Source organism: Streptomyces actuosus (genome assembly GCF_016921115.1).
In the GTDB taxonomy this organism is placed as follows: Bacteria; Actinomycetota; Actinomycetes; order Streptomycetales; family Streptomycetaceae; genus Streptomyces; species Streptomyces actuosus_A.
This window is the reverse complement of record NZ_JAFFZS010000015.1, coordinates 1-18,507: the sequence shown is the minus strand read 5'-3', so window position 1 is coordinate 18,507 and position 18,507 is coordinate 1. Positions and strand designations below refer to the sequence as shown.

General features: G+C 73.6%; 15 protein-coding genes and 2 tRNA genes. 14 read left to right on the top strand and 3 right to left on the bottom strand.

Translation table 11 applies throughout. From position 1 onward, the window contains the following. Positions 1-10: 10 nt before the first annotated feature. Positions 11-83: transfer RNA gene (locus JS756_RS19660), tRNA-Ala, on the top strand. A gap of 75 nt (positions 84-158) precedes the next feature. On the opposite strand, the gene JS756_RS19655 is transcribed toward JS756_RS19660, so the two are convergent. Continuing rightward, positions 159-1,052 carry a helix-turn-helix transcriptional regulator gene (locus JS756_RS19655; RefSeq protein WP_205384551.1) on the bottom strand — a complete coding sequence of 298 codons (894 nt, stop codon included), beginning with the start codon at positions 1,050-1,052 and terminating at the stop codon, positions 159-161. A 94-nt stretch (positions 1,053-1,146) separates the two neighbouring features. On the opposite strand from JS756_RS19655, the gene JS756_RS19650 reads away from it, so the two are divergent. From JS756_RS19650 to JS756_RS19635, 4 genes are all read left to right on the top strand, one after another. Beyond that, complete coding sequence (locus tag JS756_RS19650) at positions 1,147-2,616, top strand: MFS transporter (protein ID WP_205384434.1); 1,470 nt, start codon at positions 1,147-1,149, stop codon at positions 2,614-2,616. Positions 2,617-2,685: 69 nt separating this feature from the next. Continuing rightward, complete coding sequence (locus JS756_RS19645) at positions 2,686-2,859, top strand: hypothetical protein (RefSeq protein ID WP_205384433.1); 174 nt, start codon at positions 2,686-2,688, stop codon at positions 2,857-2,859. A gap of 3 nt (positions 2,860-2,862) precedes the next feature. Continuing rightward, complete coding sequence (locus JS756_RS19640; RefSeq protein ID WP_003976229.1) at positions 2,863-3,096, top strand: hypothetical protein; 234 nt, start codon at positions 2,863-2,865, stop codon at positions 3,094-3,096. A gap of 115 nt (positions 3,097-3,211) precedes the next feature. Continuing rightward, positions 3,212-3,284: transfer RNA gene (locus tag JS756_RS19635), tRNA-Ala, on the top strand. Between the two features lie 131 nt (positions 3,285-3,415). On the opposite strand, the gene JS756_RS19630 is transcribed toward JS756_RS19635, so the two are convergent. Both JS756_RS19630 and JS756_RS19625 read right to left on the bottom strand, forming a co-directional pair. Continuing rightward, a complete protein-coding gene (locus tag JS756_RS19630) occupies positions 3,416-5,029 on the bottom strand; it encodes an NADH-quinone oxidoreductase subunit NuoF family protein (RefSeq protein WP_205384432.1) in 1,614 nt (537 codons plus the stop codon). Then, positions 5,026-6,306 (bottom strand): cytochrome b/b6 domain-containing protein, encoded by a 1,281-nt coding sequence (locus tag JS756_RS19625; protein WP_205384431.1) that lies wholly within the window; start codon positions 6,304-6,306, stop codon positions 5,026-5,028. Before JS756_RS19625 ends, JS756_RS19630 begins: the two co-directional genes overlap by 4 nt. 409 nt (positions 6,307-6,715) lie before the next feature. On the opposite strand from JS756_RS19625, the gene leuS reads away from it, so the two are divergent. The 9 genes from leuS (at position 6,716) to JS756_RS19580 (ending at position 18,370) form a co-directional block, all read left to right on the top strand. Next, positions 6,716-9,589: a leucine--tRNA ligase gene (gene leuS / locus JS756_RS19620; protein ID WP_205384430.1), complete on the top strand. Its 2,874-nt coding sequence runs from the start codon at positions 6,716-6,718 to the stop codon at positions 9,587-9,589. Positions 9,590-9,730: 141 nt separating this feature from the next. Further along, positions 9,731-10,393: a hypothetical protein gene (locus tag JS756_RS19615; RefSeq protein WP_205384429.1), complete on the top strand. Its 663-nt coding sequence runs from the start codon at positions 9,731-9,733 to the stop codon at positions 10,391-10,393. 72 nt (positions 10,394-10,465) lie between these two features. Then, positions 10,466-11,311: a DegV family protein gene (locus JS756_RS19610; RefSeq protein WP_205384428.1), complete on the top strand. Its 846-nt coding sequence runs from the start codon at positions 10,466-10,468 to the stop codon at positions 11,309-11,311. A gap of 146 nt (positions 11,312-11,457) precedes the next feature. Beyond that, a complete protein-coding gene (locus tag JS756_RS19605) occupies positions 11,458-12,594 on the top strand; it encodes a ComEA family DNA-binding protein (protein WP_205384427.1) in 1,137 nt (378 codons plus the stop codon). Next, a complete protein-coding gene (locus JS756_RS19600) occupies positions 12,591-15,161 on the top strand; it encodes a ComEC/Rec2 family competence protein (protein WP_438817330.1) in 2,571 nt (856 codons plus the stop codon). The genes JS756_RS19605 and JS756_RS19600 overlap by 4 nt, the downstream gene beginning before the upstream one ends. A gap of 4 nt (positions 15,162-15,165) precedes the next feature. Next, positions 15,166-16,014: an arylamine N-acetyltransferase family protein gene (locus tag JS756_RS19595; RefSeq protein ID WP_205384426.1), complete on the top strand. Its 849-nt coding sequence runs from the start codon at positions 15,166-15,168 to the stop codon at positions 16,012-16,014. A 265-nt stretch (positions 16,015-16,279) separates the two neighbouring features. Then, positions 16,280-16,525, top strand: coding sequence for a hypothetical protein (locus JS756_RS19590; protein WP_205384425.1), 246 nt, complete (start codon positions 16,280-16,282; stop codon positions 16,523-16,525). A gap of 346 nt (positions 16,526-16,871) precedes the next feature. Then, positions 16,872-17,861 (top strand): DNA polymerase III subunit delta, encoded by a 990-nt coding sequence (gene holA / locus JS756_RS19585; RefSeq protein ID WP_205384424.1) that lies wholly within the window; start codon positions 16,872-16,874, stop codon positions 17,859-17,861. A 110-nt stretch (positions 17,862-17,971) separates the two neighbouring features. Further along, a complete protein-coding gene (locus JS756_RS19580; RefSeq protein ID WP_205384423.1) occupies positions 17,972-18,370 on the top strand; it encodes a nuclear transport factor 2 family protein in 399 nt (132 codons plus the stop codon). Positions 18,371-18,507 lie beyond the last annotated feature (137 nt).

Below are 18,507 nucleotides of genomic sequence, written 5' to 3'. Positions count from 1 at the left end.
ATGGCGGCAAGGGGCTATAGCTCAGTTGGTAGAGCGCTTGCATGGCATGCAAGAGGTCAGGAGTTCAATTCTCCTTAGCTCCACCGATCGGTACTCCACGGAGTCGCCGAGGAACGGTACGAGGATCCCGTCCCCACAGGGGGCGGGATCTTCTGTTGTCACGGTGTCCGCTCCCGATGCTCCGTCCCCCGCGGCCACAGGCTCTCCCGCCGCTCGCGCAGCAGTGCCGCCCGGCGCGCCGTCTCCGCGTCGTCCGGGGAGTAGACCACCACCCGGCACTCCGGCATGCCGTCGACCGACAGCGACAGGGTGCTCATCCGCAGCTCGCCGACGTGCCCGTGGCGGAAGACCTTCACCCGCCGGCCGGGCAGCGCCACGTCACCGCTCGCCCACAGCCGGGCGAAGAGCCCGCTGGCCGCCGACAGCCGGAGGACGAAGTCGTCCCAGACGGGTTCGCCGGCGTGCAGGCCGTACGCCGCGCGCAGGGTGGCCACCATCACCGGCAGCTCCCTGTCCCGCTGCACCAGCGGGCAGTCCTCCTCCGGGGTCGTGAACAGCGTCCACAGCGCGTTGGCGGGACGGCCGGCGGGCAGCAGGCCCGGGTGGAAGAGGTCGCGGTAGGCGGCGTTGGAGGCCAGGACGTCGTACCGCGAGTTGTAGACCACCGCCGGGCGCGGATCCAGGGCGTCGACGATGCCCTGGATCTCCGGGCCGACGCTCTGCGCCGGTGCCTCCGGGGCGGGGGAGCAGGGCACCTCGGCCAGGTGGTAGAGGTGCTCGCGCTCCGCCGGGTCCAGGCGCAGGGTCCGCGCCACCGCGTCCAGCACCTGTGGGGAGGCGTTGATCGGGCGGCCCTGCTCCAGCCAGGTGTACCAGGTCACGCCGACCCCCGAGAGTTGGGCGACCTCCTCGCGGCGCAGCCCCGGCGTGCGACGCCGGAGGCCCGGCGGCATGCCCACGTCGGCCGGGGTCACCCGGGCGCGTCTGCTGCGCAGGAAGGCGGCCAGCTCGGGCCGGCGCCGCTGTGTCGTACCCACCGTCACGTCCCCCATCCTCGCGTCCCGCTCCGTCGCCTGCCAGGTGCTGCCACCACCAGCATCGGCGGGCACTCGGCACCCGTACCGGGGCGTCGCCAGGCTGGGTCGCATGACGACAACTCCCGGGACGCAGCCGGGCCTGGCGCCCCTGCCGGGCCCCGCATCCAGTGAAGCCCCCGCCACCGGCACCCGAGACCGGCGGCTGCTCGCCCTGGTCCTCTCGGCCCAGTTCATGGCACTGCTCGACGTCTTCATCGTGAACGTGGCGGCCCCGACGATCGGTTCCGACCTCCACGCCTCCGGGGCCGACCTGCAGATGGTGATCGCCGGCTACGCCGTCACCTACTCGGTGCTGATGATCACCGGGGCCCGGCTGGGCGACCGGCTCGGCCACGGCCGGGTCCATCTCGCCGGGCTCGCCCTGTTCACGGCCGCCTCGCTCGCCTGCGGCCTGGCGCAGGGCGCCACCGGGCTCATCGCCTTCCGGCTGCTGCAGGGCGCCGGGTCGGCCCTGATGATCCCGCAGGTGCTCAGTCTGATCCAGCGCACCTTCAGCGGCGAGCGCCGGGCCCGGGCCCTCGGCGCCTATTCGGCGGTGCTCGCCGTGGGCGCGGCCGCCGGGCAGGTGCTGGGCGGCATCCTGGTCGACGCCGACCTCTTCGGCACCGGCTGGCGGCCCGTGTTCCTGGTGAACGTGCCGGTGGGTGCCCTGCTGCTGGCCCTCGGGCGGCGCGTCCTGCCGCTGGGCGCCACACCGCGGAGCGAACGGGAGCGCGGCCTCGACCTGCCCGGCCTGGTGCTGCTCGGCGGTGCGGTGACGCTGCTGACGGTGCCCCTGGTGCTCGGGCAGGAGCATGACTGGCCGCTGTGGTCCTGGCTGTCCCTGGCCTCGGCCGCCGTCGTGTTCGGCCTGTTCCGCGGATACGAGTCCCGGCTCGCCCGGCGCGGCGGGGCCCCGCTGATCGCGCCCCGCGTGCTGCACAACCCCGGCATGGGCCTGGCCGTGCTGCGCATCCTGGCGGTCATGGCCGTCAACGGCGGTTTCCTGTTCGGGGTCACGCTGCACGTCCAGGGCGGCCTCGGCTACAGCGCCCTGCGCGCCGGACTCACCTTCGCGCCGACCGCGGCCGTCTTCGGCGCCGTCGGCCTGACCTGGCGCCGCTGGCCCGCCTCCTGGCAGCGGGCGCTGACGCCGGCGGGGTTCGCGGTGACCGCCGTCGGCGTCACGGGTGTCGGCCTGGCCTTCGACGGCGGTGGCTCCGGCGGCGCGGCGCTCTGGGCGGCGTACACCGGCGTCGGGGCCGGGCTCGCGCTCGCCTTCAGCCCGACGCTCACCCGGGCGCTCGCCGCGGTCCGGCCCGAGGACGCGGCGGACGCCAGCGGACTGCTCGCCACGGTCGCGCAGCTCGGCCAGCTGGTCGGAGTCGCGGCCTTCGGCGCCCTGTTCCTCGGTCGGCTTGAGTCGCTCGGGGCCCCGGGGGCGTATACCTCTGCGGAAGCGCTTCTCACATGCATGCTCGCCCTCGCCGCGACGGCCGTCGCGGGTGCGGTGTCCGGACTGGTCCTGAGGCGTCGCTGACCGTATCGGCCGGGCCGTGGCAGAATCAAACGGCCGGAAGGGGGCGCGGCCCGACGGGAGGGAGCAGTGATGCCTTCGTGCATCCTCGGAGAGGTCGGTCACCTCTCCGACGCAGGCTGGACACGGGACACGGCGACCCGCCTCAGCTGCCCTTCCTGCGGTTCCGCACATGTGGCCCAGGTCCTCGGCGACAACGGCGGAATCTCGTACGTGTGCACCTCCTGCGGTCACAGCTGGAGCTGATCGATGGGTGCACACAGGCGAAAGTGCGACTGGTGCGGCAGTGGCACCCCGATCGTGCGGGACATGGAACCGGTCAACCCGGACTACCAGTACTGGTGCGAGGAATGCGCGCGGGCGCTGATCATAAAAGGCGACCCGATCGAGACCTACCGCGAGCTGGAGGGCGAGCCGATCTACGGCCGCCTCCTGGAGGAACACTGCACGCTGAAGCGGTTCTACTCGTTCGTCACGGCCTGACGGCCCGACGGAGAACCGATTTGGTGTTCACCCCCCAGGACCGTGTAATGTTGTCGTCGTCGCCGGGGGAACCGGGCGAAATGAAAAAGCATGTGGTTCCACCACATGACAACAAGGGGCTATAGCTCAGTTGGTAGAGCGCTTGCATGGCATGCAAGAGGTCAGGAGTTCAATTCTCCTTAGCTCCACAGAAGTCGAGGGCGGGCCATCCGGAACGGGTGGCCCGCCCTCGACGTTCGGTGACCCGGCTGGTGTCGCGTGCGTACGCGACGCGGACGGAGCGGAGCGGATCCCCCCGGTGGAGGATCCGCTCCGTCGCTCAGCGTCCCAGGGCCCGCCTGCCGCGCCCCTGGGAGAGCACCGGCAGATTGGTGCGGGATTCCCCCTGCGCGCGCGTGTCCTCCTCCAGGCGCAGCGCGAGGGCCGGGCAGCGGCGTACCGCACGCAGCGCCTTCGCCTCCGCGTACCGCGGAACCGCCGCCTGCGCGACGGTGGGGAAACCGTCCGCGCCGAGTTGGAAGACCTCCGGGAGGATGTCCGCGCACAGGCCGTGGCCCCGGCACAGCGTCCAGTCGACGTAGATCTTCTGGCGGCTGGGACCGTTCTCCTCGGACTCCGCGCCGCCCGGGATGCCCGTCGGGGCCCTGCCCCCCTCGAAGAGCGGCAGCACGCCCTCCACGGGGCGTCCGCAGCCGTTGCCGAGGACGTGCGCCGCGAGGTCGTCGGTGAACGCCTTGATGGTCGACTCCAGGAACATCGCGGAGCCGTCCGGGTGCGAGCACGCGCCGCGCCGCTTGACGCTCTTGGCGACCTGCTTGAGGGCCTCCAACGCGGCCGGTCCGCCGCCGTTGAGGATGTCCTCCATGCCGCGCGCCGCCGCGGGCAGCCCGAGGTAGCACGGGCCGCACTGGCCCGCGCTCTCCTCCGCCAGCCACTGCGCCACCCGCAGCGACTCGCCCAGCGGGCAGGTCTCCTGAGTGATCGGCAGGATCGCGCCGGCGCCGAGCGCACCGCCCACCGCGTCCAGCGAGTTGCGGGAGACGATCGCCTCGTTGACCGTCGCCGCGTCGATCCACCGGCCGTGGTAGCCGCCGGTCAGCACGCCCTGCGGCACCGGTGGGGCACCGGCCAGCTGCAGGACGTAGCGCAGCGGCACGCCCGTGGGGACCTCGATCACCATCGGGCGGGCGACCGCGCCGGACACGGTCAGCATCACGGTGCCGGGTTCGTCGTACAGGCCGGTGTTGCCGTAGCGCTCCGGGCCGATGCGGGCGGCGATGGCCAGTTGGGCGAACGTCTCGGCGTTCGACAGCAAGGTGGGTGCGCCGCCGACGCCGGTCTGCGAGGCGCTGACCTTGCGGCCGGGCGGGATGGCCGGGCCGCCGTCGATCGAGCGGATCAGAGAGGCGGCGGCGCCGGTCACCATCCGTACCGGATTGCGCTGCACGCGCGCGCGGAGCGCCGATCGGCGCCCGTTGCTCAGACCGCGTTCGGCGAGTGCCGCCTCCATGGAGCGCTGCGTCGACTCCCGGGTGACCCCCACCACGAGCGTGCGGGCACCCAGGGCCTCGGCGCACAGCAGGGCGCCGTCCAGGATGAGGTGCGGGGAGCGGTTGATCAGCACCGTGTCCTTGCGGCAGGCGGGTTCGTCCTCACTGCCGTTGACGACGACGACCGGCCTCACGCCGCGGCGGATCGCCGACTCGGCGACCGACCGCAGCTTCTTGTGGAAGGGGAAGCCCGCGCCGCCGCGGCCCCTGAGGTTGATGCGTTCGGCGAGCTGCGCGAGCTGCTCGCCGCCCATCGGTTCGAGCGGCCCGTGCACCTTCAGGTGCATGGGCAGATCGAGCCGTTCGACAAGGTCGAAACCTGACGTGAGCTGGGGAAGGCCGACCACGCGGACTTCGGGGACGTCGGGCAGGGCCTCGTTCACCTATAGCCTCCGGACGGCATGTTCCAAGGTTCGCCCGAACCCGGCGCGTCGAACGTGCCGGGGAGTGGTTCGGTTGCGGGACCGCTGTTGTACGTGTCGTTCTGGTTGTACGTGCCGTACCCCGTGTTCGTCTCACCGGTGTCGTACACATCACGTCCGTCGTAGCCGCCGGCGCCCGGATTGCCATAGGTGGGGACGGTGTATCCGGTGTCCGTGAGCGGGTCGTACGCCGACGGCGGCGCCTCTCCGACCGGCGGCGGGGAAGGGATCGGCCAGCTGCCCGAGGTGCTGCCGCCGCTGTCGACGCGCGGGAGCGTCTCCGTGGGCTGAGCGGCCTGCGGGACGTCCCTGTACGCGGTCTCGCCGGTGGCGTACTGCTGCCGTCCCCGCCCGCGGGAGGACACGGCGCGGTAGGCCGCGGAGAATCCGGAACCGGCGGGCTCTGCGGGCTCCGGGGCGTCGAACAGCGGTGCGGCGGGCGACTCGGCGGGGTTCGCTCGGCGGCGGCCCTCATAGCCCGGCAGGGCGGTGGAACCGGTGTCCGCCGCTCGCGCCCGGCTCGTGTCCAGGTCTTCGCGGCCGGGCCGGTCCTCGGTGCCGAGCAGTTCCATGATCCGGTCGGCGACCTTGCGCTTGACCGGTCGCGGGGCGGCCCGCAGGGCGAGCGCCGCCATGACGCCGAGCACGGACAGACCGTAGAGGATGGTGAAGATCGGCTTGGCGGGGCGACCCGCGTAGAGCCCGTGGACGAGCGCGGCACACCAGGCCGGGTAGGCCAGCATGTGCATGGCCCGCCAGCGCGCCGCGACCGGGGCCGGGGCGGCGAAGTTGCTGCGCAGGGCACCGGTGATGCCGACGAAGATCATCAACAGGCCGGCCAGGGAGCCGAGGCCGATGAGTCCGCCGCTGCTGCTGAAGCCGAGGGAGAAGGGGATCACCGCGGCGATCAGTTCGGTGTGATCCAGCGCGAGCTTGATGGTGATGTGCACCAGGAGGAAGGCGATCGAGGCGACCGCGGTCGTACGGTGCACCGCCTGCCCGATGATCCGCTGGCGGATGTTGAGCAGGAGCCGGTCCTGGGCGACCAGGCCCCAGATCACCGAGCAGCTGAGCGAGACCAGCGACAGCACGCCGGCACCGAAGTTGAGGAAGTTCCGCAGCCATTCACCTCCGATCAGCACGATCACGGGTATGAGCAGCAGGACGACGACGGATGCCGCCCCGTAGGCCGAGCGGCCCGGTTTGGGGAGTGAGGTGGTACTACGACGAGGGTTCATGGGGGCAACTCCGAGCAGTTCGGGTGAGCGGTCCCGGGCCGCACTCTAGGTCGCGCCATACCGATCAGTACGAGGTTTGAGTTATTGCGTTGTTATCAAAGGACAATGCGGCCGGTGTGATGTCCCTTAGGGTGTGTTACGCGAAGTAATCCGACCTCGGTTCTGTGGATGCGGGCGTCGACGGGGTGTGTCGACTAGGCGTACGGAAGGGCGTCGCGGCTTGCTCAAGCCGTGCGGTACCCTGGCGCCATGCGTGCCGTACGCCTTCTGCTTAGCGGGCCGCGCTGATCAGTCCCGACCACCGGTGAGAACGTGGTCGGAGTCGGCGCGGCGTCCCCTCCTGTGCGAGGGGTTTTTTCGTTTCTTGGGTGAAGCGCAGGCAGAGACGATCGATGGAGCTTAGAGGATCATGAGCGAGACGAACACCGCTGCCGCTTCGGAGGTGGCTGCGCCGCACCGCTACACGGCTGCCGTGGCCGCCGAGATCGAGGCACGCTGGCAGGACTTCTGGGACGCCGAGGGCACCTACGCGGCGCCCAACCCGCAGGGTGACCTGGCGGGCGACCCCGAGCTGGTCGCCCGGCCCAAGAAGTTCATCATGGACATGTTCCCGTACCCCTCCGGTGCGGGCCTGCACGTCGGCCACCCCCTCGGCTACATCGCCACCGACGTCTTCGCCCGCTTCCAGCGGATGACCGGCCACAACGTGCTGCACACCCTGGGCTTCGACGCCTTCGGCCTGCCCGCCGAGCAGTACGCCGTGCAGACCGGCACGCACCCGCGCGTGTCCACCGAGGCCAACATCGAGAACATGAAGGCCCAGCTGCGCCGGCTGGGTCTGGGCCACGACAAGCGCCGGTCGTTCGCCACGATCGACCCGGAGTACTACAAGTGGACCCAGTGGATCTTCCTGCAGATCTTCGACTCCTGGTACGACGAGGCGGCCGGTAGGGCCCGCCCGATCTCCGAGCTGGTCGCCCGGTTCGCCTCCGGTGAGCGTGCCGTTCCGGGCACCACGCGCGCGTGGAGCGAGCTGAGCGCCACCGAGCGCGCCGACGTGCTGGGCGAGTACCGCCTGGCCTACGCCTCCGACGCGCCGGTCAACTGGTGCCCCGGCCTGGGCACGGTGCTGGCCAACGAGGAGGTCACCGCCGACGGCCGCTCCGAGCGCGGCAACTACCCCGTCTTCAAGGCCAAGCTGCGCCAGTGGAACATGCGCATCACCGCCTACGCCGACCGGCTGCTGGACGACCTGGAGGAGCTGGACTGGCCCGAGGCCATCAAGCTCCAGCAGCGCAACTGGATCGGCCGCTCCGAGGGCGCCCGCGTCGACTTCCCGATCGACGGAGAGCGCATCACCGTCTTCACCACCCGCCCCGACACCCTGTTCGGCGCGACGTACATGGTGCTGGCGCCCGAGCACCCGCTGGTGGAGAAGTTCACCCCCGCCGCCTGGCCGGAGGGCACCCGCGCGACGTGGACCGGCGGCCACGCGACCCCGGCCGAGGCCGTCGCGGCCTACCGGGCGCAGGCCGCGTCCAAGTCCGACGTCGAGCGGCAGGCCGAGGCCAAGGACAAGACCGGTGTCTTCACCGGCGCGTTCGCCACCAACCCCGTCAACGGCGAGCAGGTCCCGGTCTTCATCGCCGACTACGTGCTGATGGGCTACGGCACCGGCGCGATCATGGCCGTCCCGGCGCACGACACGCGCGACTTCGCCTTCGCCCGCGCCTTCGAGCTGCCGGTGCGCTGCGTCGTGGAGCCGACCGACGGCCGTGGCACCGACCCGACCACCTGGGACGACGCGTTCTCCTCCTACGACGCGACGATCGTCAACTCGGCCGGCGACGGCGTCGAGCTGGACGGACTGGGCGTCACTGAGGCCAAGGCGCGCATCACCGAGTGGCTGGAGCGCCGCGGCATCGGCGAGGGCACCGTCAACTTCCGCCTGCGCGACTGGCTGTTCAGCCGCCAGCGCTACTGGGGCGAGCCCTTCCCGATCGTCTACGACGAGGACGGCATCGCCCACCCGCTGCCCGAGTCGATGCTGCCGCTGGAGCTGCCCGAGGTCGAGGACTACAGCCCGCGCACCTTCGACCCCGACGACGCCGACACCCAGCCCGAGACGCCCCTGTCGCGCAACGAGGAGTGGGTCTACGTCACCCTGGACCTGGGCGACGGGCCGAAGAAGTACCGGCGTGAGACCAACACCATGCCCAACTGGGCCGGTTCCTGCTGGTACGAGCTGCGCTACCTGGACCCGCACAACAGCGAGAAGCTGGTCGACCCCGAGATCGAGCAGTACTGGATGGGCCCGCGCGAGGGCCTGCCGCACGGAGGCGTCGACCTGTACGTCGGCGGCGCCGAGCACGCCGTGCTCCACCTGCTGTACGCGCGCTTCTGGTCCAAGGTCCTCTACGACCTGGGGCACGTGTCCTCCGCGGAGCCGTTCCACAAGCTGTTCAACCAGGGCATGATCCAGGCCTACGTCTACCGCGACAGCCGCGGCATCGCGGTGCCCGCCGCCGAGGTGGAGGAGCGCGACGGCGCCTACTTCTACCAGGGCGAGCAGGTCAGCCGCCTGCTGGGCAAGATGGGCAAGTCCCTGAAGAACGCGGTGACTCCGGACGAGATCTGCACCGAGTACGGTGCCGACACCCTGCGCCTGTACGAGATGGCGATGGGCCCGCTGGACGTCTCCCGCCCGTGGGACACGCGCGCGGTGGTGGGCCAGTTCCGGCTGCTGCAGCGACTGTGGCGCAACATCGTCGACGAGGCGACCGGCGAACCCACCGTCGTCGACACCGAGGCCGGCGAGGAGACGCTGCGCGCCCTGCACAAGGCGATCGACGGCGTGCGCGGCGACCTGGAGGGCATGCGGTTCAACACCGCCATCGCCAAGGTCACCGAGCTGAACAACCACCTGACCAAGGCGGGCGGCCCGGTGCCGCGGCCGGTGGCCGAGGCGCTGGTGCTCCTGGTCGCGCCGCTGGCCCCGCACATCGCCGAGGAACTGTGGCGCAAGCTGGGCCACACCGGCTCCGTCGTCCACCGGGACTTCCCGGTCGCCGACCCCGCCTACGTGGTCGACGAGACCGTGACCTGCGTCGTCCAGATCAAGGGCAAGGTCAAGGCGCGGCTGGAGGTGCCGCCGGCCATCTCCGAGGAGGAACTGGAGAAGGCCGCGCTGGCCGACGACAAGGTCGTCGCGGCACTGGACGGCGCCGGGATCCGCAAGGTGATCGTGCGGGCGCCGAAGCTGGTGAACATCGTGCCCGCGTGAGCCGCCGGGGCGGGCCGGTGTCCCGCTCGGGGTAGTCCCCTACGGGCAGGTTCGGGGTTCCCGGTGGAACCCCGAACCTGCCCGTTGCGTTTACCGTGGAAGAGCGGCGCGGCGGGTGCCGCGGGCCGGAGGAGGAGTGCCGTGGAAGTAGTTGTCGCCGTCTTCGCCCTGCTCTTCGTACTGTTCGTGGGCCTCGGCGCGTACGTCACGGTGAAGGCGATCGGTGCCGCCAGGCGCGGAGTGGACCGCACCCTCACTCAGGCCCGCCGCACCGTCGAGGACCACACCCTGCGCGCCAAGTCGCTCACCCAGCCCGGGCCCGCGGGCGAGATCGCGCAGCTCCGCCTCACCCTGCGCACATCGATGCGCGCCACCCAGGACGCGCTGCACGCGGGCGTGAGCGGCGACGAGTCCCTCAAGGAGTCCGTCGGCCTGTTCGAGCGGCTCAGCCTGCACGGGCGTGAACTCGACGACGAACTCAAGCGCCTGGAGGCGGAACCGGACCGCGTGGCGCTCGCCCGGCTGCTGCCCGCCCTGCGCGAGCGCACCGAACGCATCACGCGGTCCGCGGACTCGCTGCGCTGGGCGGCACGCGACCGCGCCCGCCGCTTCGCCGACGACGACCTCGACTCCCTGAGCGCCCAGATCGACGTGGAGGCCGGCGCACTGCGCCACTGGACGGCCCCGGAGCCGCCCCCGTCCTCCCCGCTGCCCGGGGAAGCGGCCCGCCCCGCCGTCACCCCGCCGACCCCTCGCACGACGTACTCCTGGCAGAAGAAGCCCCGCCCCGAGAGCACATCGTGATCCGGCCACACCTGTCCCGGGTGAGCGGGGTCGGGCTGCCGCACGAGCGGTACGACAGGTAATCTCCAGCTCATGTCCCGCCATGTCGCGATCGTCACCGATTCAACGGCCTACCTGCCGCCGCGGACGATGGAGCGCCACGGCATCACCGCGGTGCCCCTGACCGTCGTTCTCGGCGACCGGGCACTGGAAGAGGGCACCGAGATCTCGACCCGCTCCCTGGCCCAGGCGCTGCAGAAGCGACGCCCCGTCACCACCTCGCGGCCCAGCCCCCAGCTGTTCGCGGAGACCTACCGCAAGGTCGCCGAGACGGGGGCCGCCGGCATCGTCTCCCTGCACCTGTCGGCCGAGCTGTCCGGCACCTACGACGCGGCGGTCGCCGCCGCCCGGGAGGCACCGGTGCCGGTGCGGGTCGTCGACACCGGGATGATCGCCATGGCCCTCGGCTTCTGCGCGCTGGCCGCGGCCGAGGCGGCGGAGACCGGCGGCACGCTGGACGAGGCCGTCACGGCCGCGGAGAAGCGCGCCGCCGGCACCTTCGCCTACTTCTACGTCGACACTCTCGACTACCTGCGCCGCGGCGGCCGGATCGGCGCGGCCCAGGCGCTGCTCGGCTCGGCCCTCGCGGTGAAGCCGCTGCTGCAGCTGGAGAAGGGCCGGATCGAGCCGCTGGAGAAGGTCCGCACGGCGTCGAAGGCGATCGCACGGCTGGAGGAGCTGGTGGCCGACCGCGCCGGCGGCGCCCCCGTCGACATCGCCGTCCACCACCTCTCCGCCCCCGACCGGGCCACGGCCCTGGCGGACCGGCTGCGCGAGCGGGTGCCGGGCCTGGCCGACCTGCACGTGAGCGAGGTCGGCGCGGTGATCGGGGCGCACACGGGGCCGGGACTGCTGGGGGTCGTGGTCTCCTCGCGGTGAACGTGCGCTCCACCGGGGGCGTCCCCGGGAGGCGGCCCGTACGACGCATCACTCGTGCGGGTGGCGGAGTTGTCCACAATCGGGCCCTCGTCCCCGGAAACTGAGCAAGATCATCGCGATGTCCGGCCGTGCCCCATTCTCGGGGCATGGCACTTCGATCACGTTCGCACACCGCCACCAGTGGACCGGGCCGCGAGCCAGGCTCCGACCGCCGCGTCCACCACCGCCGCCCGCGGGGCCGCGGGCACACCCGGCAGCGCCGCGCGCCGGCCGAGGACCTCAAGCGGCGCGCGGAGGCGCTCCTCCTCACCCCGCACAGCAAGGAGGAGCGGCGACACGCCGGCGAGGAGCACCAACGCGCCCGCCCCGGAGACGAGTCGGGCGCGGGACCGCCTCCGGGCGGTCCGCGGACCGCCGGGACCGGCGACCCGGGGCCTCCCGCGCCGGCGGACCCCGACGCCGGCACGGACGCCGCCGTCGCGGCCGCGCCCGCCGGGGCAGCGTGGTGGGCGCGTGCCGGGATGGCGCTGCGCGAGCGGATGCCGGTCTGGGTCCAGACACGGTGCGGACTGGAACGCAGAAGCGTGATCGCGCTCGCCGTGCTGCTCGTCGTCGCCGTCGCCTTCGCGGCACAGCACTTCTGGGGCGGGCGGACCAGGCCCGTGCGGGCCCCGGAGGTGGTCCGGGCGGCGGCTCCCCACGGCATGGAGCGGACCGGTGACGCGAGCGCTCCCGCGGGCACCGCGGCCGGGACCGGTCCGGAACCCGCCTTCGGTTCCGGCGGAGGGGCGGCACGGCCCGGCGGCGCGGACAGCGGCGCGCCGGGCGCCGCGCCCGGCGCGGAGATCGTCGTGGACGTCGGCGGCAAGGTCCGCCGCCCCGGGATCCACCGCCTGCCGGCCGGCTCCCGGGTGGCCGACGCGCTCGACGCCGCGGGCGGGGCGCGTCCGGGCACCGACCTCACGGGCCTGAACCGGGCCCGCTTCCTTGCCGACGGGGAGCAGGTGATCGTCGGCGCGACGGCCCCGGTGACCGTGACGGGCGCGGGCACCGCACCGGGTGGCCCCATGGCGCCCGGTGCGGTGCCCGTGGCCCCCGTCTCGCTCAACACCGCCACCCTGGACCAACTCGACACGCTGCCGGGCGTGGGCCCCGTGCTGGCGCGGCACATCGTGGACTACCGCACCCGGCACGGCGGATTCCGCTCGGTGGACGAACTGCGCGAGGTCAACGGCATCGGCGAGCGCCGCTTCGCCGATCTGCGGAACCTGGTGCGGCCGTGAGCCGGAGCGAGGACGGCACCGCCCGCACCGCCTCGGCACCGCCCGCCCGGCGGCACGACGTGCACCGCGCCTCCGGCAGCCGCCTCGGCGCGGCCCACCCGCGGCAGGAGGCGCCGGCGGACCTCAGACTGGTGCCTCCGGCACTGGCCGCCTGGGCCGCGGCGGCCCTCGCGCTGAACGCCCCGCAGGCCGCGGTCACCGCTGCCGTCGTCGCCTGCCTCGCCGCCGCCCTGCTGCTGGCGGCCCGGCGGCGCCGGCCCGCAGGCCCTCCCGGGCCGGGGCGGAGCGGATGGCCGCGCGCCACGGCCGCCGCCGCGCTGCTCTGCGCCGCCGCGGCTGCCGCCTCGGCCGGGCTGCACGGGGCGGACCTGAGCCGGGGACCTCTGCCGGAGCTGGCCCGCCGCTACGCCACCGTGACCGCCGACGTGGAGGTCGTGTCCGACCCCCGGCTCACCCGCCCCCGGGTCACGGGCGACCGTGCGGCCCCGCCCTCGGTGGTGCTGGAGGCGGAGGTGCGCGGCATCGAGCACGGCGCCGGGGCGCCCGTGGCGACCAGGACCCCGGTGCTGGTGATCGTCCCGGCCCGAGGAGGCCGTGCCCAGGAGACGGACGGCGCGCCGGACCGCTCGCGATGGCTGCGGCTGCTGCCGACGACGCGGGTGCGGGTGACCGGACGGCTGGCACCGCCCGCCGTGACCGGTGACCGGATCGCGGCCGTGCTGCGGGTCCGGGGCGCCGCACCACCGCTCGTGGTGGGGCAGCCGTCGGGACCGCAGCGGCTCGCGGGGCGGCTGCGGGCCGGGCTGCGGGAGGCGACCGACGGGCTGCCGGCGGATGCCCGGGCACTGCTGCCCGGGCTGGTCGTGGGGGACACCGCCCGCATCGCCCCGGAGCTCGCCGACGCCTTCCGCGAGACCGACCTCGCACACGTCCTCGCCGTCTCCGGGAGCAACCTCACCGTCGTCCTCGCCCTGCTGCTGGGGCCGCCCGGGCTCGCCCAGCGTGCCGAGCGCCGCGGCGCAGCGCCCCGCATGGGCCTCACACTGCGCGCGACGGCGCTGCTCGGCGGGATGCTCACGCTGGCGTTCGTGCTCGTGTGCCGGCCCGACCCGAGTGTGCTGCGGGCGGCGGCCTGCGCGGGCGTCGCGCTGCTCGCACTGGCCACGGGGCGCCGCAGGTCGCTCCTCCCGGCGCTGGCGACGGCGGTGCTCCTGCTGGTGCTGTACGACCCCTGGCTGGCCCGCAGTTACGGCTTCCTGCTGTCCGTGCTGGCCACGGGTGCCCTGCTCACGCTGGCACCGTACTGGAGCGCCGCCCTGCGGCGGCGCGGGGTCCCTGCCCGGACGGCTGAGGCACTGGCCGCGGCAGGGGCGGCCCAGGCCGTGTGCGCCCCCGTCGTCGCGGTGCTGTCCGCGCGGGTCAGCCTCGTCGCGGTGCCCTGCAACCTGCTCGCGGAGGTCGCGATCGCGCCGGCCACGGTGCTCGGCTTCGCCGCGTTGGCGTGCGCGCCGGTGGCGATGCCGGTGGCCGAGGGGCTCGCCTGGTGCGCGGGCTGGCCCGCCGGGTGGATCGCCGGGATCGCCCGGACCGGCGCCGCGCTGCCCGGTGGGGCCGTGGACTGGCCAGGCGGCTGGACCGGCGCCCTGCTGCTCGCCCTCGTCACCGTGGCGCTCGTTCTCGTCGGACGCCGGCTGCTGCCCGGCCGCCCCTGGCTCTGCGGTGCCTGCGGCGTGCTGCTCCTGCTCGCCGTGGTGCAGCCGCCCCCGCTGACCCGGGTGGTCACGGGCTGGCCGCCGCCCGGCTGGCGGCTGGTGATGTGCGACGTGGGGCAGGGAGACGCGGTCGTGCTCGCGGCCGGCGCGCACACGGGAGTGGTCGTGGACGCCGGTCCCGAGCCCCGCCGCGTCGACCGCTGCCTGCGTCGGCTGGGCGTCACCCGGATCCCGCTCGTCGTGCTGACCCACTTCCACGCCGACCACGTGGCCGGGCTCCCCGGTGTGCTGCGCGGGCGGCAGGTCGGTGCGATCGAGACGACGGGGTTCGATGAGCCCCCGTACCAGGTGCGGTTCGTCAGGAGGGAGGCGGCGCGGCGGAACATCCCGCTGACCCGGGCCGCGGCGGGGGAGCTGCGGCGGGCCCCGGGTGTCGACTGGCAGGTGCTGTGGCCGCCGGGCGGCCCGGCGGCCACCGTGGAGCCGGAAGGGCCGAACGATGCCAGCGTCACGTTGCTCGTGCGGTCGGCCGGGCTGCGGATGCTGCTCCTGGGCGACCTCGAACCCCCGTCCCAGCACGCGCTGCTGAGGTCGCCGGCGGCAGCGCTGCTGGGCCGTGTGGACGTGCTGAAAGTGGCCCATCACGGCTCGGCCTACCAGGACGCGGGCCTCATACGCCTGGTGGCACCCCGGCTGGCCCTCATCTCGTGCGGCGCGGACAACCCCTACGGCCACCCGGCGCCCGGCACGGTCGCGGCCCTGCGGGCCCTGGGGGCGGCGGTGCTGCGCACGGACCGGGACGGAACGCTGGCGGTCACGGGGGCGGACGGAGGGCTGCGGGTGGCGGCAGACTGAGGCCATGGATGCTGCACAGGTCGACGCCTATCTCCGCCGCCTGGGTGCCGCGGACACCCCCGTCCCGCCCACCGGTGAGGGACTGCGCGCGCTGCACCTGCGCCACCTGCGCACCGTCCCCTTCGAGAACCTGTCGGTCCACCTCGGTGAGGAGATCGTGCTGGACGACAAGCACTTGGTGGACAAGCTGGTGGCCGCCCGCCGTGGCGGATTCTGCTACGAACTGAACGGCGCGTTCGGGGCGTTGCTCTCCGCACTGGGCTTCGAGGTGGCGCTGCTCGCGGCGCGGGTGTACGGGGAGGCCGGGCGGCTCGGTGTCCCGTACGACCATCTCGCGCTGCGGGTGCGGACGCAGGACGGCGGGGACTGGCTGGCCGACGTCGGGTTCGGGGCGCACAGCCACTACCCGCTGGCACTGGCCGACCGGGGCGACCAGTTCGACCCGGGCGGGGTGTTCCGCATCGCGGAGTCGGCACCGGACGCGGCCGGTGCCGGAGGCGGGGCGGTCGAGCAGGCGGGCGGAGGAGGCGACTTGGACGTCCTGCGGGACGGCGCGCGCCAGTACCGCCTGGAGCTGCGGCCCCGGGTGCTCGGGAACTTCGTGACCGGCGCCTGGTGGCACAGCACCAGCCCGCGCTCCCACTTCCTGCAGTCGCTGGTGTGCTCGCGCGTCACCGAGGACGGGGGCCGGATCACGCTCAGCGGGCGGCGGCTCACGGTGACGGACGCCGACGGCGGGCGCGAGACGCGGGAACTGGAGGGAGACGAGGAGGTGTTGTCGGTGTACCGGGAGCGTTTCGGCATGGAGCTGGACCGGGTGCCGGAGGTGCGGGACCGCGACGGCGACGGCTGATCCCGGGCCCCTGGGCCTCGGGCACGCGGCCTGCCTGCCGGGCCTGCCGAACCGGGAGGGCGGCATGCGGGGCCCGGCGACTGGGCCGGATGTGCCGGGGCCGCCGGGTGCGTTGGGTACGGCGACCACGCCGAACCCGTCGGCGGTGCCGGGACCGGCACGGGGTTGCGGCACGGCGGGGTCCGGCACCCGGTCGGGCCGGACGGGCGGAAGGTGCCGTGGGCGCCCGGCAGTCCCTGGTCCGGGCATGCCGGAAAATGGCGGCGTGAGTGATGTGAGACATGTGCTGGTGCTGCCCGACCGCGATGCCGCGGAGGAGGCCGTGGAGGCGCTCGCGGAGCGGTTCGGGGTACGGGAGGAGCCGCTGGTCGTCCGGGACGCGCTGGCCGGGGAGGACGATGCGGAGGATGCGCAGTGGCTCGTCGTGCTGCGGGACGAGGAGGGACGGCTCGACCCGGGCGAGCTGGACGCGTTCGCGGGGGAGTGGGACGGGTGGCGCGAGGAGCCGTGAGGTGAGCCCCGGCCCGCAGCCACCCGCACCCCGCGGCCGGCCTCATCCGCCCGCCGGCAGCTGCCCCCAGCCGCGGCCGTTCCCACCCGCCCGCCACCAGCCGCCTCACCCGTGGCCCGTCTACCCCGCCCGTCTACCCCGCCCGTCGGCAGCCGCTGCCACCTGAGCCGCCCCACCTGAGCCGCCCCACCTGAGCCGGCCCACCTGCGGTCGGCCCGCCACGGCCGGTCGGCTCCACGGCCGTGGCGGCTCGGTCCGCGCCCCGGGGCCGCCGGGCCCACCCGCCGCGGCCGCTGCGACAGACGGCCGCAAGGCGCTGTCGGTGGCGCGTGCCATGCTTGTCCCGATGCCCAGGAAGACTGCGAACGACGACCTTCTCGCCCCGGTGACGCTGGCCGTGGGCCAGGAGGACCTCCTGCTCGACCGCGCCGTGCAGGAGGTGGTGGCCGCCGCGAGGACCGCCGACGCCGACACGGACGTGCGCGAGCTGACCCCGGACCAGCTTCAGCCGGGGACACTCGCCGAGTTGACGAGTCCCTCCCTGTTCGCCGAGCGCAAGGTGGTCGTCGTCCGCAGCGCGCAGGACCTGTCCGCCGACACGATCAAGGACGTGAAGGCGTACCTCTCGTCGCCCGCGGAGGAGATCACGCTCGTGCTGCTGCACGCCGGCGGCGCCAAGGGCAAGGGCCTGCTGGACGCCGCGCGCAAGGCGGGGGCGCGGGAGGTGGCCTGTCCGAAGATGACCAAGCCGGCGGACCGGCTGGCCTTCGTGCGGCAGGAGTTCCGCGCCGCCGGGCGGTCCGCGACCCCCGAGGCCTGCCAGGCGCTCGTCGACGCCATCGGCAGCGACCTGCGCGAGCTGGCGTCGGCGGTCTCCCAGCTGGTCGCCGACGTGGAGGGCACGGTCGACGAGGCGGTCGTCGGGCGGTACTACACCGGGCGGGCGGAGGCCTCCAGCTTCACGGTGGCCGACCGGGCCGTCGAGGGCCGGGCCGCGGAGGCGCTGGAGGCGCTTCGCTGGTCCCTGGCGACCGGCGTCGCACCCGTGCTGATCACCAGTGCGCTCGCGCAGGGTGTGCGGGCCATCGGGAAGCTGTCCTCCGCCCGCGGTGGGCGGCCCGCCGACCTCGCCCGCGAGCTGGGCATGCCGCCGTGGAAGATCGACCGGGTGCGGCAGCAGATGCGCGGATGGACGCCGGACGGTGTGGCCGTCGCCCTGCGGGCCGTCGCCGAGGCCGACGCCGGGGTCAAGGGCGGCGGCGACGACCCCGAGTACGCCCTGGAGAAGGCGGTCGTCGTCATCGCCCGGGCGGCAAGATCGCGGGGCCGCGGATAGGTGCCCCGGTGCCGAGCGGGTTCCGGCTCGTCTCGTCATCCCGGTCCGGCGCGAGGAGAATCGGAGGTGTCAGCCGTTCATCGCCGAGCGAAGGAGAGGTGGCGATCGCCATGGCTGAACACCCGCACGCAGCGCTCGTCCGCAAGGGCTACGAGGCATTCCAGCGCGGGGACATGGACACCTTGCGCGACATGATGACCGGGGACTGCGCACAGCACGTGCCCGGAACGCACCCGCTCTCGGGTGACCACAAGGGGACCGACGCGATCCTCGGCGGGTACTACGCCCGGCTTCACTCGGAGACGGGTGGAACCTTCCGGGTCGAGTTGCGCAACGTCTTCGTCGACGGCCGCGGGCACGCCGTGTCCGTGCACCACTTCACCGCCGACCGCGGTGACCGGCACATCGACGAGATGGGAGGCATCGTCTTCCGGATCGTCGGCGACAAGATCACCGACCTCGACGAGTGCGTCGCGGACATCGACAGGACCAACGAGTTCTGGGTGTGATCCGCCGGAAGCCGGAAGCCGGAAGCCGGAAGCCGGAAGCCGGAAGCCGGAAGCCGGAAGCCGGAAGCCGGAAGCCGGAAGCCGGAAGCCGGAAGCCGGAAGCCGGAAGCCGGAAGCCGGAAGCCGGAAGCCGGAAG

Coding starts and splice junctions, on each gene's coding strand:
- leuS (WP_205384430.1), top strand. CDS start 6,716: ATGAGCGAGACGAACACCGCTGCCGCTTCGGAGGTGGCTGCGCCGCAC.
- JS756_RS19580 (WP_205384423.1), top strand. CDS start 17,972: ATGGCTGAACACCCGCACGCAGCGCTCGTCCGCAAGGGCTACGAGGCA.
- JS756_RS19645 (WP_205384433.1), top strand. CDS start 2,686: ATGCCTTCGTGCATCCTCGGAGAGGTCGGTCACCTCTCCGACGCAGGC.
- JS756_RS19595 (WP_205384426.1), top strand. CDS start 15,166: ATGGATGCTGCACAGGTCGACGCCTATCTCCGCCGCCTGGGTGCCGCG.
- JS756_RS19625 (WP_205384431.1), bottom strand. CDS start 6,306: ATGAACCCTCGTCGTAGTACCACCTCACTCCCCAAACCGGGCCGCTCG.
- JS756_RS19640 (WP_003976229.1), top strand. CDS start 2,863: ATGGGTGCACACAGGCGAAAGTGCGACTGGTGCGGCAGTGGCACCCCG.
- JS756_RS19650 (WP_205384434.1), top strand. CDS start 1,147: ATGACGACAACTCCCGGGACGCAGCCGGGCCTGGCGCCCCTGCCGGGC.
- JS756_RS19610 (WP_205384428.1), top strand. CDS start 10,466: ATGTCCCGCCATGTCGCGATCGTCACCGATTCAACGGCCTACCTGCCG.
- holA (WP_205384424.1), top strand. CDS start 16,872: ATGCCCAGGAAGACTGCGAACGACGACCTTCTCGCCCCGGTGACGCTG.
- JS756_RS19605 (WP_205384427.1), top strand. CDS start 11,458: ATGGCACTTCGATCACGTTCGCACACCGCCACCAGTGGACCGGGCCGC.
- JS756_RS19655 (WP_205384551.1), bottom strand. CDS start 1,052: ATGGGGGACGTGACGGTGGGTACGACACAGCGGCGCCGGCCCGAGCTG.